General features: G+C 76.4%; 14 protein-coding genes. 11 read left to right on the top strand and 3 right to left on the bottom strand.

The window, feature by feature from the left end:
• The first annotated feature begins 159 nt into the window (after window positions 1-159).
• Window positions 160-1,056, top strand: a complete 897-nt coding sequence (locus tag Mco01_RS15050) for a DMT family transporter (protein ID WP_204057511.1) — start codon at window positions 160-162, stop codon at window positions 1,054-1,056.
• On the opposite strand, the gene Mco01_RS15045 is transcribed toward Mco01_RS15050, so the two are convergent.
• Window positions 1,010-2,173, bottom strand: a complete 1,164-nt coding sequence (locus Mco01_RS15045; protein WP_204057566.1) for an MGDG synthase family glycosyltransferase — start codon at window positions 2,171-2,173, stop codon at window positions 1,010-1,012. The two genes, Mco01_RS15050 and Mco01_RS15045, sit on opposite strands and share 47 nt — an antisense overlap.
• A 147-nt stretch (window positions 2,174-2,320) precedes the next feature.
• Here Mco01_RS15045 and Mco01_RS15040 point away from each other — a divergent pair, with 147 nt between their 5' ends.
• From Mco01_RS15040 to hpnH, 7 genes are all read left to right on the top strand, one after another.
• Window positions 2,321-3,031: a polysaccharide deacetylase family protein gene (locus tag Mco01_RS15040; protein ID WP_204057510.1), complete on the top strand. Its 711-nt coding sequence runs from the start codon at window positions 2,321-2,323 to the stop codon at window positions 3,029-3,031.
• Between the two features lie 398 nt (window positions 3,032-3,429).
• Window positions 3,430-4,272: a squalene synthase HpnC gene (hpnC, locus tag Mco01_RS15035; RefSeq protein ID WP_204057509.1), complete on the top strand. Its 843-nt coding sequence runs from the start codon at window positions 3,430-3,432 to the stop codon at window positions 4,270-4,272.
• A 4-nt stretch (window positions 4,273-4,276) separates the two neighbouring features.
• The gene (gene hpnD / locus Mco01_RS15030; RefSeq protein ID WP_204057508.1) at window positions 4,277-5,140 is read left to right on the top strand and encodes a presqualene diphosphate synthase HpnD; all 864 of its coding nucleotides are present in this window, start codon (window positions 4,277-4,279) and stop codon (window positions 5,138-5,140) included.
• Window positions 5,137-6,513, top strand: coding sequence for a hydroxysqualene dehydroxylase HpnE (gene hpnE / locus Mco01_RS15025; protein WP_204057507.1), 1,377 nt, complete (start codon window positions 5,137-5,139; stop codon window positions 6,511-6,513). Before hpnD ends, hpnE begins: the two co-directional genes overlap by 4 nt.
• A complete protein-coding gene (gene shc, locus Mco01_RS15020) occupies window positions 6,510-8,393 on the top strand; it encodes a squalene--hopene cyclase (RefSeq protein WP_204057506.1) in 1,884 nt (627 codons plus the stop codon). Before hpnE ends, shc begins: the two co-directional genes overlap by 4 nt.
• Window positions 8,390-9,130, top strand: a complete 741-nt coding sequence (locus Mco01_RS15015) for a phosphorylase family protein (RefSeq protein WP_204057505.1) — start codon at window positions 8,390-8,392, stop codon at window positions 9,128-9,130. The genes shc and Mco01_RS15015 overlap by 4 nt, the downstream gene beginning before the upstream one ends.
• Window positions 9,130-10,134, top strand: a complete 1,005-nt coding sequence (hpnH, locus tag Mco01_RS15010; RefSeq protein WP_204057504.1) for an adenosyl-hopene transferase HpnH — start codon at window positions 9,130-9,132, stop codon at window positions 10,132-10,134. Before Mco01_RS15015 ends, hpnH begins: the two co-directional genes overlap by 1 nt.
• A 24-nt stretch (window positions 10,135-10,158) precedes the next feature.
• Here hpnH and Mco01_RS15005 read toward each other — a convergent pair whose 3' ends face one another.
• The gene (locus Mco01_RS15005) at window positions 10,159-10,893 is read right to left on the bottom strand and encodes an SDR family NAD(P)-dependent oxidoreductase (protein ID WP_204057503.1); all 735 of its coding nucleotides are present in this window, start codon (window positions 10,891-10,893) and stop codon (window positions 10,159-10,161) included.
• Between the two features lie 160 nt (window positions 10,894-11,053).
• Window positions 11,054-12,001, bottom strand: coding sequence for an AraC family transcriptional regulator (locus Mco01_RS15000; protein WP_204057502.1), 948 nt, complete (start codon window positions 11,999-12,001; stop codon window positions 11,054-11,056).
• 145 nt (window positions 12,002-12,146) lie between these two features.
• On the opposite strand from Mco01_RS15000, the gene Mco01_RS14995 reads away from it, so the two are divergent.
• The 3 genes from Mco01_RS14995 to Mco01_RS14985 all read left to right on the top strand — a co-directional run bounded on the left by Mco01_RS14995 (window position 12,147) and on the right by Mco01_RS14985 (window position 13,921).
• The gene (locus tag Mco01_RS14995) at window positions 12,147-12,632 is read left to right on the top strand and encodes an anthrone oxygenase family protein (RefSeq protein WP_204057501.1); all 486 of its coding nucleotides are present in this window, start codon (window positions 12,147-12,149) and stop codon (window positions 12,630-12,632) included.
• 192 nt (window positions 12,633-12,824) lie between these two features.
• Complete coding sequence (locus Mco01_RS14990) at window positions 12,825-13,415, top strand: hypothetical protein (RefSeq protein WP_204057500.1); 591 nt, start codon at window positions 12,825-12,827, stop codon at window positions 13,413-13,415.
• Complete coding sequence (locus tag Mco01_RS14985) at window positions 13,415-13,921, top strand: hypothetical protein (RefSeq protein WP_204057499.1); 507 nt, start codon at window positions 13,415-13,417, stop codon at window positions 13,919-13,921. The genes Mco01_RS14990 and Mco01_RS14985 overlap by 1 nt, the downstream gene beginning before the upstream one ends.
• Window positions 13,922-14,028 lie beyond the last annotated feature (107 nt).

Here is a 14,028-nt window from a genome sequence, read left to right as displayed (position 1 = left end):
CCCCACGCCGCTATTCTCCCGAAAGATTAATAAGTCGGTATTTAATTGGCTTTACTCCCTTAAACACGCATTGGATATGCAGCGTCGCGTGACATGACCCGTGGCCACAGGGGGACGGATACCGGAGAGTCCGGCCGGGACGACGGATCGGGGCGCGCGGTGCACATCGCCATCCTCCTCGCGGTGCTGGCGGCGGCGGCGAACGCCGTCGCGTCGGTGCTGCAGCGCCGCGCCGCGCGGGCGGCGCCCCCCGAGGAGGCGTTCCGGGTCGGGCTGATCTGGGATCTGCTCCGGCGCCCTCTGTGGCTGGGCGGCATCGGCGCCCTCATCGGCGGGTTCCTGTTCCAGGCGGCCGCGCTGACCACGGGCGGCCTCGCGCTCGTGCAGCCCATCCTCGTGGCGGAGCTGCCGTTCACGATGCTGCTCGCGGGCCGGGTGTTCCGCGTCCGGATCGAGTCGGCCTCATGGGTGGCCATCGGGGCGCTGACGGCGGGTCTCGGCGGCTTCCTCGCGGCCGCGTCCCCCGAGCCGGGCGACCGCATCCCCGGCGTGGCCGGATGGGCCGTCTCGGCAGGGGCGACGGCGGGCGCCATCGCGTGCTGCGTCGCGCTCGCGCTTGCCGCGGGCGGGGCGCCGCGCGCCGTCCTCCTGGGGGTCGCCGCGGGGCTCGGCTTCGCCTACACCGCGGTGCTGATGAAGCGCACGACCACCCTGGCCACCGGCGGGCTCGCCGACCTGCCCCGCGCCTGGTCGCTCTACGCCATGGTCGCCGCCGGGCTGGCCAGCCTGTACCTGCTGCAGAACGCCCTGCAGAGCGGGCCGCTCGTCGCCGTCCAGCCGGCCCTCACCGTGACCGATCCCGTGGCCAGCACGGCGTACGGCGTGGCCCTGTTCGGAGAGGACATCCGCACCGGCCCCTGGGTCGTGCCGGAGCTCGCCGGCATCGCCCTGATCCTGTACGGCAGCCTGCTGCTGTCGCGCTCGGCCACCCTGGAGGGCGAGGCGCCGTTCACTCCGGCGGAAGGGCGACAAGCGACTCGGCGGGCGCCGCGCTGAACAGGGCCGCCGCCCGTGCCACCAGCGCCTCCCGCTCCGCCGTGCCGTCGAGCCGGTCCAGGGCGGCGACCAGCTGGGCCGCGTCGCGGGCGTAGAGGGCGAGCCCGGACCGCGCCATCGCGGCGGCGCCGTCCCCACCGTGTCCCGGGATGGGCCGGTAGGACACCACGGGCACGCCTGCGGCGAACGCCTCCTTGCAGGTCAGGCCGGCGGCGTTGTCCACGAGGGCGTACGCGGCGGCGAGCAGGGCGGGCACGTCGTCGCGCCAGCCGAGGGCGAGCCCGGCACCCGCGCGCTCGATCCGGCGGCGCAGCCGGTCGTTGGCGCCGCACAGCACGACGGGCAGGTGGCGCCCGGTCGCGGCCAGGACGCGGGCCGTCTCCTCCACCCGCCCGACGCCCCAGGAACCGGCGGAGACCAGCACCAGCCGGTCGCCCGGGCGCGCCCCCAACTGTTCGCGGACCCCGTCCGAGCGGGCACCGTCCAAGCGGGCACCGTCCGAGCGGGCACCGTCCGAGCGGACCCGGGCGACGTCCGAGCGGGCACCGTCCGAGCGGACCCGGGCGACGTCCGGCCGCACGAGCGGCGCGTGGCGGTACGCGGGGCGGCCGGTGGCGGCGCACACCGCGGCGGCCGTGGCGGGGTCGGGGCACAGGTACCGGTCGTTGCCCGGATGCAGCCACAGCCGGTGGGCCGCGAAGTCGGTGACCACCACCGTGCTGGGGACCGCGAGCCGGCCCGCCGCCCGCAGGTGCCCGGCGGCCTGCGCGGCCACGTGGAACGTGGAGACCACAGCCACCGGCCGCAGGCGCCGTACGACCTCCTCCAGGCGGCGCGCCAGCAGCCACGTCAGCGGCGAGGCCGGAGGCGTCCGGCCGGAGACGAAGAAGACCCGGTAGGTCAGCGCGTACAGCCAGGGCGCCGAGCCGACGGCCCATCGGTAACCGCCGCGCAGCGCGGCCCCGAGCCTCAGCGGCAGCAGGTCGAGCACGTCGAGCACCCGCGCCCCGGCGCCCCCCGCCGCGAGCCGGGACGCCAGCTCCGCGGCGACCCGGTCATGCCCCGCGCCCATGCCGGCGCTGAGGATCAGTACCGTCCTGTCCCGCTCCGCGGTCATCGACCCCACCGCCTTCACCTACACCGTCGCCGTCGACCGTCCGCGCCGCCGTCGCCCCGGAACCCCGTCGCCATGGCCGCCCCCCTCCCCGCCGTCGTCACGCGGGCACTCCGGACGGTCGCGGGGGCGGTCGCGCACACTGGAGGGGTGACGCGTGCCGCGCTGGCGTTCGGGCTGGCCGGGGGCGCCCTGCTCCACGCCGGGCCCGCCGCGACCTGGCTGCCCGCCGTACGCCGGTGGGTGCCCGGGCTGTCGGGGGACGGCGCGCCCGGCCACGTCGCGCTGACGTTCGACGACGGCCCGGATCCCGCCTCCACGCCGCGGTTCCTCGACGAGCTGGACCGGCTCGGCTGCCGGGCGACCTTCTTCGTCCTGGGCGAGATGCTGGAACGCCATCCCGGCACGGGCCGCCGGATCGCCGAGGCCGGTCACGAGATGGCGGTCCACGGCTGGCGTCACGACCCCACCCTGCTCCGCCGTCCGGGCCGGGTCACCGCCGAGATGGGCCGGGCCGCGCGCCTCGTCACCGAGGTCACGGGGACGCGCCCGGCCTGGTACCGGCCGCCCTACGGGGTGCTGAGCGCGGAGGCCCTGATCGCGGCGCGCCGGCATGGGCTCCGCCCCGTCCTCTGGACGGCCTGGGGCCGCGACTGGACGGCGGGCGCCACCCCCGCCTCGGTCGAGGCGTCCCTCACGCCCGGCCTGCGCGGCGGCGCGACCCTGCTGCTCCATGACTGCGACCACACCTCCGCACCCGGTTCCTGGCGCTCGGCGCTGGGGGCCCTCGCGCCGGTGGTGGACCGCTGCCGGGCGGCCGGTCTCCAGGTCGGCCCGCTGGCGGAGCACGCCGTCCACTGACCGCGCCCGCCGCGGGGCGGCAGACCGTCCACTGAGCTGCATCGACGTGGCCTCCCCTGCGCAGGCCGTCCGCCGACCCGCGCCGGCTGCGTGCCCGGCCGCCGGGTACGGCGCCCCCTGCCCGCGGGTCGTGCTCACGCCCCACAGCAGGTCGTACCCCGGGGGACGGGAGGACACCGCGACGCGGGACGGCGGCAAGCTTTTACCCCCCGCCGGTACGGCCAAAGCGGCGGGAAAGGACACCATCCCCAGCATCCGAAGAGGACGACCGGCCTTTTGCCCTCCCCGGACGAACCCGCCCCCGTTGCGGCCGTCGCCGTTCCGGACCCTTACCCAGGCAAAGCCGTACGTCCCTTATGCGGTGTTTTGTAGCGACATGCGTAGGAGATCCTCCCCTCATGTCCTCCGAGGCCGCGCTCCACCACCTCGACGCGGCACCCCCGCGCCGGGAGAACTTTCCGGTGGCCTCCCTCCTGCTCCCCCGTTCCGTCCGCCGGCACCTCCTCGCGGTCTACGGCTTCGCCCGGCGGGTGGACGACATCGGCGACGAGGCCCCACCGGGCGAGCGGCGGGAGCTGCTCGACGCGGTCGACGCCGACCTGCGCCGCCTGTACGCGGGACGACCACCCCACCTCGGGGTGGTGCGCGTCCTCGCCCCCACCGTCCGGGCCTGCGCCGTCCCCGCCGAGCCGTTCCACCACCTGGTGGAGGCGAACCGCCGCGACCAGGAGGTGAGCCGGTACGAGACCTTCGCCGACCTGCTCGGCTACTGCGCCCTGTCGGCCAACCCGGTCGGGCGGATCGTCCTCCACGTCTTCGGCGCCGCGACCCCGGACCGGATCGCGCTGTCCGACCGGATCTGCTCGGCGCTCCAGATCCTCGAGCACTGCCAGGACGTCGGCGAGGACCTCGCACGCGGCCGGGTCTACCTGCCCGCGGAGGACCTGCGGCGCCTCGGCTGCGCCGAGGCGGACCTGACTGCCGTGCAAAACACCGAGCCGCTGCGCGACGTGGTCGCGCTCCAGACGCGGCGCGCCGCGCACCTGCTCGACGAGGGCGCGCCGCTGGTCGGCACGCTGCCCGGCGTCGCGCGCACGGCGGTGGCCGGATACGTCGCGGGCGGCCGGGCCGTGGTCGCGGCCCTGGAACGACACGGCCACGACGTTCTCGGGCGCGCGGTCCGGCCCCGCCGGACCGTTCTGCTGCGCGCCTGGCTGCGGATCCTCGCGAGGGGAAGGTGAGCGGGTGACGGCGACCGAGGCCTACCGGCACTGCGAGCGGATCGTCCGCCTCCGTGCGCGGAACTTCGCGTACGGCATCCGGCTGCTGCCGCCGCCGAAGCGGCGGGCGCTCAGCGCGGTCTACGCGTTCGCCCGGCGCGTCGACGACATCGGGGACGGCACGGGACCGGCGGATCGGCGGCTGGCGGCGCTGTCCGCGGCCCGCGCGCAGATCCGCGCGGCGGAGCCCGACCCCGGCGACCCGGTCCTCGTCGCGCTGCACGACGCGGCGGCCCGCTTCCCCATCCCGCTCCCCGCGTTCGAGGAGCTCATCGACGGATGCACGGCCGACGTCACCGGGGCGTCCTACGAGACCTACGACGACCTCGTGGCCTACTGCCGCGACGTCGCCGGATCGATCGGGCGGCTGTCGCTCGGCGTGTTCGGCTGCGCCGAGGAGTGCGGCGGGCGGGCCGAGCGGCTGGCGGACGCCCTCGGGGTGGCGCTCCAGCTCACCAACATCCTGCGCGACCTCGGCGAGGACCGGCTGGCCGGGCGCGTCTACCTCCCGGGCGAGGACCTGCGCCGGTTCGGGTGCATGCTCGGCCTCGACGCGGAGGGGCGCTTCACCGACCCGCCCGAGCGCCTGACGCGGCTCATCCGGTTCGAGGCCGAACGGGCGCTGACCTGGTACGCCGAGGGCATGCGGCTCATCGGCCTGCTCGACAGGCGCAGCGCCGCCTGCACCGCGGCGATGGCCGGCATCTACCGGCGACTGCTCGGCCGCATCGCCTCCGACCCGGCGGACGTGCTCGGGGGACGCCTGTCGCTCGCGCCCTGGGTCAAGGCGATGGTGGCCGCCCGCGCCGTGGCGGGAGCCGGCCGATGACGCGGCGCGACGCCTGCCCGCCGCCGGTCGCCGTCGTCGGCGGTGGGCTCGCCGGCATCGCGGCGGCCCTCGCGCTCACCGAGGCGGGCCTGCCGGTGACCGTGTACGAGGCGCGGCCACGGCTGGGCGGCGCCACGCACTCCTTCGATCGCGGCGGCCTGGTGGCCGACAACGGCCAGCACGTCTTCCTGCGCTGCTGCACGGCGTACCGCGGGCTGCTCGACCGGCTCGGCGTGTCCGGCCGGGTGCGCCTGCAGGACCGCTTCGACGTGCGGGTCCTCACGCCCGGCGGGCGGCGGGGACGGCTGCGCCGCGGACGCCTGCCCGGGCCGCTCCACCTGCTCCCCGCCCTCACGGCGTACGGGCTGCTCTCGCCGGCCGACCGGCTGCGGGCGGTCCGCGGGGCGCTCGCGCTGCGCGGGCTCGACCCGGCCGACCCGCGGCTCGACGGCATCGGGCTCGGCGCCTGGCTGGCCGAGCACGGGCAGGGACGGGCGGCCAGGGACGCCCTCTGGGACCTGTTCGCGGTGGCCGCCCTCAACATCGGCGCCGACGAGGCCGCGCTCGGCCCGGCCGCCATGGTCTTCACCACGGCCCTGCTCGGGCGGGCCGGCGCCGCAGACATCGGGGTGCCCGCCGTCCCCCTCGGCGAGCTCCACGGGACGGCCGCCCTCGCGGCGATCGAGAGGCGGGGCGGCCGGGTCCGGTTGTCGGCCAAGGTCCAGGCCGTCGGCCCGGGGCCGTGGATCGTCGTGGACGGCGCCAGGATCGCGGCGTCCGCCGTGGTCCTGGCGACGCCCCACCAGCAGGCGGCGCGGCTGGTGCCCGCGGGTGCGGCCCCCGGCCGGGACCGGTGGCGCGGGCTCGGAGCCAGCCCCATCGTCAACGTGCACGTCGTGTACGACCGGCCGGTCACGACGCTGCCGTTCGCCGCCGCGGTGGGCTCGCCGGTGCAGTGGATCTTCGACAAGACCGTGGCAGGAGGGGTGACCGGCGGGCAGTACCTCGCGGTCTCGGTGTCGGCCGCGCGGCGCTGGATCGAGGTGCCGACGTCGGAGATGCGGGAGTCGTTCGTCCCCGAGCTCGTACGGCTGCTCCCGGCCGCGCGGCGGGCCGCGGTGCGCGACTTCTTCGTCACCCGGGAGCGGCGGGCGACCTTCCGCCAGTCCCCCGGCAGCGGCGCGCTGCGGCCCGGCGCGGCCACCCGCTGGCCCGGGCTGTACCTCGCCGGCGCGTGGACCGACACGGGCTGGCCCGACACGATGGAGGGAGCCGTGCGCAGCGGCCTGGAGGCGGCCCGCCTGGCGAGGCGGCATCTGGAGCAGGCGGCGGCCGGGGAGGTCCCCGGCGCGGCCGAGGGGTGGCCGGCATGACGATCGCCAGGGACGCCGCTCCCGGCGTGCGCGAGGCGGAGGCGGCGCTGAGCGCGGCCCGCGACCACCTGCTCGGCCTCCAGTCGCCCGAAGGGTGGTGGAAGGGCGAGCTGCAGACCAACGTGACGATGGACGCCGAGGACCTGCTCCTGCGCGAGTTCCTCGGCGTGCGGACCGCGGAGGACACGGACGGGGCGGCCCGCTGGATCCGCTCCCAGCAGCGCGCCGACGGCACCTGGGCCACCTTCCACGGCGGCCCCGGTGACCTGTCCACCACGGTCGAGGCGTACGTGGCGCTGCGGCTCGCGGGCGACCCGCCGGAGGCGCCGCACATGCGCGCGGCCGCCGCCTTCGCCCGGGAGGCCGGGGGCGTCGAGGCGACGAGGGTCTTCACCCGGATCTGGCTCGCCCTGTTCGGCCAGTGGCCCTGGGACGACCTCCCGGTGCTGCCCCCGGAGATGATCCTCCTGCCGCCGTGGGTCCCGCTGAACGTGTACGACTGGGCCTGCTGGGCCCGGCAGACGATCGTGCCGCTGACCATCGTGAGCGCGCACCGGCCCGTGCGGCCGCTGCCGTTCGGCATCGCGGAGCTGCGCACCGGCCGCCGTCCCGGCCACGGCCGGCGGACGGGCTGGGACGCGGCCTTCGAGGCGCTCGACCGGGCGCTGCACCGGTACGGGCGGCGGCCGGTCCCGTGGCTGCGCCGGGCCGCGCTGCGCCGGGCGGCGGAGTGGGTCGTCGCCCGGCAGGAGGCCGACGGCTCCTGGGGCGGGATCCAGCCGCCGTGGGTCTACTCGCTCATCGCGCTCCACCTGGAGGGCCGCGGCCTGGACGACCCGGTCGTCCGCAGGGGCCTGGAGGGGCTGGAGCGCTTCACCATCCGCGACGGGAACGGCCGCAGGCTGGAGGCCTGCCAGTCCCCGGTGTGGGACACGGCCCTCGCGGTGGGGGCGCTGCTCGACGCGGGCGTGCCCGCCCGTCACCCCGCCGTCGACCGCGCCGCCACCTGGCTGCTGGGCGAGGAGATCACGGTCACCGGCGACTGGGCGGTCCGGCGGCCGGCGCTGCCTCCCGGCGGGTGGGCGTTCGAGTTCGACAACGACGGCTACCCCGACACCGACGACACGGCCGAGGTGATCCTCGCCCTCCGCCGTACGGGCCGGGCCGACGCGCGGCCGGCGATCGCCCGCGGGCTGCGGTGGATGGCGGGGATGGCGTCGCGCGACGGCGGCTTCGCCGCGTTCGACGCCGACAACACCCGCGCGCTGTGCACCCGGCTGCCGTTCTGCGACTTCGGCGCGGTCATCGACCCGCCGTCGGCCGACGTCACCGCGCACGTCGTCGAGGCGCTGGCCGCCGAGGGGCACGCCCGCTCCCCCGTCGTACGGCGGGCCGTGCTGTGGCTGCTGCGGGCCCAGGAGCAGGACGGATCGTGGTTCGGCCGGTGGGGGGCCAACCACGTGTACGGGACGGGGGCCGTGCTGCCCGCCCTCCTGGCGGCGGGGGTGCGCCCGGGGGCGGCGTGCGTGCGGCGGGGGGCGGCGTGGCTGAGGGCCCACCAGAACCCCGACGGCGGCTGGGGCGAGGACCTGCGCTCCTACCGGGACCGCCGCTGGATCGGCCAGGGCGCCTCGACCGCCTCCCAGACCGCGTGGGCGCTCATCGGGCTGCTGGCCGCCGACGGGCGGTCGCCGGCGGTGGAGCGGGGGGTGCGCTGGCTGACCGGGCACCAGCGGCCGGACGGCACCTGGGACGAGCCCCACTTCACGGGCACCGGCTTCCCGGGCGACTTCTACATCAACTACCACCTCTACCGGCTCGTCTTCCCGGTCGGCGCGCTCGGCCGGTACCTGCGCGCGGGCGAGGACGCGCCACCGTGACCGGCCTCGTCGTCTGCGTCGCGCTGGCTCTGGAGTCGCGCGCGATCCGGCGCGGCCTCGATGACGGGCCGCGGCGCTCCCCTCTGATGAGCGGGCCGCGACGCTCTCCTTCGGTGAGCGGGCCGGGGCGCTCCCCTCTGGTGGTGCGCGTGGGAATGGGACCCGTGCGGGCGGCGCGCGCGGCGGCGGCGCTGCCGCCGTTCGACGCGCTCGCCGTCGCCGGGCTCGGCGGCGCCCTCGACGACGGCCTCCGCCCGGGGGACGTCCTCGTGGCGACCGAGGTCCGCTGGGACGGCGCCGTCCTCCCCTGCCCGTACGGACCCGCGCTGGCGGCCGACCTCGCGCGGGCGGGGCTGCCCGTGCGGACCGGCCCCCTCGTGACGTCCCCGCGCGTGGTCCACGGGGCCGGGCGGCGCCGCCTCGCGGCGGAGGGCGCCCGGGCGGCCGACATGGAGAGCGGCCCGCTCGCGGCCGCCGCCGAGGGCCGTCCGTTCGCCGCCGTCCGGGTCGTGGTCGACACCCCCGCCGTCCCCCTGCTCAGCCCGGCGACCGTCCCCGGCGCGCTCGCGGCCCTGCGCGCGCTGCGCCGGATCGGTCCCGCCCTGGTCCGATGGGACGAGGCCACCAGGTCCCCGCCCGCCGAACCCGGCTCCGGCCCGGCCGGCCCGCGGCGGGCGTCCGGCGCCGGACGGGACGGGCGGGACGGCCGGGCGCGCGCGAGCGAAGGAGGACCCTGATGCCCATGCCGATCCGCCAGGCCCTACGCGTCGGCGGCTACATCCTCGGCCAGAGGATCCGCGGGCGCTCCAAGTTCCCGCTGCTCGTGGAGCTCGAGCCGCTGTTCGCCTGCAACCTGCGCTGCGCGGGCTGCGGCAAGATCCAGCACCCGGCCGACGTGCTGCGGCGGCGCATGCCGGTCGAGCAGGCCGTCGCCGCGATCGAGGAGTGCGGCGCGCCGATGGTCTCCATCGCCGGCGGCGAGCCGCTCATGCACCCGCAGATCGCCGAGCTGGTCGGGGAGCTGGTCCGGCGCAGGAAGTACGTGTTCCTGTGCACCAACGCCCTGCTCATCCCGAAGAAGATCGACCAGTTCACCCCGTCGCGCTACTTCGCGTGGACGGTGCACATCGACGGGCTGCGCGAGCGGCACGACGCCTCGGTGTGCAAGGAGGGGGTGTTCGACGAGGCGGTCGCCGCCGTGCGGGAGTGCCGGCGCCGCGGGTTCCGGGTGACGACGAACACCACCTTCTACACGACCGACAGCCCGCAGACCGTCATCGAGGTGCTCGACTACCTCAACGACGACCTGCGCGTGGACGAGATGATGATCTCTCCGGGGTACGCCTACGAGAAGGCGCCCGACCAGGACTGCTTCCTCGGCGTGCGGGAGACCCGGGAGCTGTTCCGCAAGGCCTTCGCGAACGGGAACCGCCGCCGGTGGCGGTTCAACCACTCCCCGCTCTTCCTCGACTTCCTGGAGGGGCGCGTGGACTTCCCGTGCACCGCCTGGGCCATCCCGTCGTACTCGCTGTTCGGCTGGCAGCGGCCCTGCTACCTGATGGCCGACGGCTACGCGCCGACGTACCGGGAGCTGGTCGAGGAGACCGACTGGAGCGCGTACGGCCGGGGGCGCGACCCGCGCTGCGCGAACTGCATGGCCCACTGCGGCTACGAGCCGACGGCGGTGTTCGCCACCCTGGGCTCGCTGCGCGAGTCCCTCCGGGCCCTGCGCGGCTCCTGACGGCAGGCGTATGAGGTCGCGGACTCAGGGACGGCCGAAGCGGCGCGCGAGGGCGCGGAACGTCCCGGGCGCGGCGCCCCTCAGGCGTGCGGGGACCCGCAGCCACCCGGGGACGTACACCTCGGCCCGGCCGCGCTCCACGGCGGCGACCACCGCGGCCGCCACCCTCTCGGGCGGGACGGGGGCCGGACGGCTCCGCGTGTACGGACGGCCGCGCCGCTCGAAGAACGGCGTGTCCACGACGCCGGGCAGCACGACCGTCACGCCGACGCCGCGCGCCTCGTAGCGCAGGCTCTCGGCGAAGGCGAGCAGCCCGGCCTTGGTCGCCGCGTACACCGCCTCCTCCCGCACCCCGAGCGCGCCCGCGATCGACGCGACGTACACGAGATGGCCCCGGCCGCGTTCGGCCATGGCGGGCAGCAGCAGCCGGGTGAGCCGCATCGGGGCCGTGAGGTTCACCGCGACGAGCCGCTCCAGCGTGCCGTCCGGCATGACCGTGAGCGGCCCGCTCCACCCCTCCCCCGCGTTCGCCACCAGCACGTCCACCGGCCCGGCCCGTGCGGCGAGGTCGGCGGCGTCGGCCGTCAGGTCCCCGGGGAGGGCGCGCCCGCCGGTCCGCTCGGCCACGCCGGCCAGCCGGGCGGCGTCGCGCCCCGCGAGCGCCAGGCGCGCGCCCCTGCGGGCCATCGCCTCGGCCGTGGCGGCCCCGATGCCCGACGACGCGCCCGTGACGAGCACCCGCGCCCCGGCCAGGTCCATGCCGTCCTCCTCCCCTGTCCGGCCTTACCCGGCGACGGGGGCGCCCAGAGGCGTCCGGGGCCGTTCATGGGGATCCGCGGACGCGCTCCTTGTCACACTCCGGCGGGACGAGCCCAGCCGCATGCCCCGGCAACGGACATCCCGCGCCGTCGCCCCGGGGTCACACTCGGGCGCGGCCGCCGGCGCGGCGGTGGTCGCGGGGGCTGACGCCGCGCTCCCGCTTGAAGGCGGCGCTGAGCGCGAAGGCGGTGCCGTACCCCACCTGCCGCGCCACCGCCCCGATCGTGGCGTCGGTCTCGCGGAGCAGGTCGGCCGCGAGCGCGAGCCGCCACGAGGTCAGGTACGCCATGGGCGGCTCGCCCACGAGGCCGGTGAAACGCCGGGCCAGCGCGGCGCGGGAGACGCCCGCCTCCGCCGCCAGCGCGGCCACCGTCCACGGCCGGGCGGGGTCGCGGTGCACGGCCCGCAGGGCGCGCCCCACGACGGGGTCGGCGTGCGCCCGGTACCAGGACGGCGCCTCCGCCTCCGGCCGCGCGAACCAGGCGCGGAGCACCGCGATCAGCAGCAGGTCGAGGAGCCGGTCGAGAACGGCCTCCTGGCCCGGCTCGTCCTTGACGATCTCGTCCGCCAGCAGCCCGACCAGCGGACCGTCCCACGCCTCGGCGGGCAGCACGAGCAGCGCGGGCAGCGCGCCGAGCAGGCGGCGGCTGATCTCCCCGCGCATCTGGTAGGTGCCGGTCAGCATCGTCACCGGCCCGCCGGGGTCGTTGCCCCAGGTCCGCACGCCCAGCCGCATCACGTCGCCGAGAGGCTCGCCCTCCGGCGTCGTGCAGTGCTGCCCCGGGTGGATGACCACCTGCGGCGGCGTGCCCGGGTCGTCGGCGACCGTGTACGCGTCCGGGCCGCGCAGGATCGCCACGTCCCCCGGGCCGAGCGGCACCGGCTCCGCGTCGTCCGGCAGGATCCAGGCGCCTCCGCGGACGAGGGCGACCAGCGTGAGCGGCGCCCGGTCCTCGATGCGCAGCGACCAGGGCGGGGCGAGGAGCGAGCGGAGCAGGAAGGCCCCCTCGGCCCTCGGGCCGTCCAGGAGCCGCGCGAGGGCGTCCACACACCCACCGTAGACGCTCGCGTATGTCAGCGCGATCCTCGGCCATTTCCCGTCTCGACGGCCGCCGCTTTACTGGGGACCACCGAACCACCGACGCCACGCGGACGGCGTACCACGGCCCCGCAACGCCACGAGGAGGACGAACGTGCCGGACACCCTGCGAACGGTCGCGCTGCTGGCCGCCGTGTTCACGTCGGGACTGCTAGCCGGGCTGTTCTACGCGTTCGCCTGCGCGGTCATGCCGGGGCTGCGGCGCGCGGCCGACCGGACCCTCGTGGACGCGATGCAGCGGATCAACGTCGCGATCCTGAACGGCTGGTTCGCGCTCACGTTCGCCGGGGCGCCCATCCTGACCGCCGTGACGGCGGCGCTGCACCTGGGCGGGGACGCGCGGCGGGTACTGCCGTGGGCCGGGGCCGCCCTGCTCTTCCACTGCGCCGCGCTCGCGGTGACCTTCGCGATCAACATTCCGCTCAACAACGCGCTCGACGCCGCCGGAGAGCCGGACCGCCTCGCCGATCCGCGCCTCGTCCGGGACCGGTTCGAGGCCCTCTGGGTGCGGTGGAACCTGGTGCGGGCGGCCGCCTCGGCCGCCGCGTTCGGGTGCCTCGCCTGGGCCCTTCTCGTCTGAGCCGGCGACTCGGCCGGGAGCCTGAGAAAGATCACACCCGAAAAGCGAAATAGAGCAAACCGGGAGAAACATCCTCTAGCCGATCAACGAATAATGAGGCGTGCCGCCCTTGGCCCGACAGACACCGGGCACCGGTGCACGCCCGGCCGGCCGCGGCGCGACGACTTGCATCCGTGGGATCGAGGTTCTCGCATGGCGACCGAAGCCGCATCGTCGACGCCCTCCCGGACGTGGATGTCCGCGCTCAACACCCGCTACCACCGCGCCGCGCTGGGCGTCTTCGCCTTCATCGTCGTGGCCCACTGGGCCGAGCACATCGCCCAGGCCATCCAGGTGTACGTCCTCGGCTGGCCGCTCCCGCAGGCGCGCGGCGTCCTGGGGCTTCCGTTCCCGTGGCTGGTCACGTCGGAGTGGATGCACTACGGCTACGCCCTGCTCATGCTGATCGGGCTTCTCACGCTGCGGCGCGGCTTCACCGGCAGGGCGCGGGTGTGGTGGAACGTGTCGCTCGGGATCCAGGTGTGGCACCACTTCGAGCACCTGCTCCTGCTCCTGCAGGCCATGACGGGCGACCACCTGCTCGGGCGGCCGGTGCCCACGAGCATCATCCAGCTCCTGGTGCCGCGGATGGAGCTGCACCTCTTCTACAACACCATCGTGACCATCCCCATGGTCGTCGCCATGATCCTGCACCGGCGGCCGAGCCGCGCCGAACGGGCGCTGATGGTGTGCACCTGCGCGGCCCCCGTCGCCGCCACCGCCGCCGCGGCCGCCGCCGCGTGATGGCGCAGGAACCGCCCGCCGGGCGCCGGCGCTCCCCGGGCTTCACCGCGGTGCTGACCCTCATCGGGCTGTTCCTTCTGTACCTGGCCGTGCCCAGCGTCGGGCCGGCGGTGCGGGCCGCCCGCGCGGACGGGATCCCCGGCACCTTCACCGCCACCCGGCTCGACTGCGTGGAGCACCCGGGGCACGAGGCCTGCACCTGGTCCGGCGACTTCCGCTCCGACGACGGCACGGTCCTCCGCGCCGGCGTCGCCCTGTACGGGGCCGACCGCGACTACCTGCGGACCGGGCAGCGCACCAGGGCCGTGGACGTCGGGCGGCCCAGCCGCGTCTACGGTCCCGGCGGCTCGATGGAGTGGGTGTTCACCGCCCTGCTGCTCCTCGCCGGGCTCGGCCTCCTGGCCTTCCTGTACGTCCGGCCGCTGCTGCGCCTGGCGGCCGCCCGGCCCCGGGCGAGCGCACCGGTCTCCGGTCCTCACCCGGGTGCGGAGGCCCGCTCGCGCTAGGCCGCCTCCCGGCAGGGCCGCGTTCCACCTCGCCGTACGCACCACGGCATCGCTCCCGCCTCCCGCCGAGGCCGGGGCGGCGCCGGGCGCGAGCGTGCGCGCACGCC

It is taken from the genome of Microbispora corallina, from assembly GCF_016863035.1.
Taxonomy (GTDB): Bacteria; Actinomycetota; Actinomycetes; order Streptosporangiales; family Streptosporangiaceae; genus Microbispora; species Microbispora corallina.
Note: the sequence above shows the minus strand (reverse complement) of the source record. Positions and strands in the feature narration are given on the sequence as shown.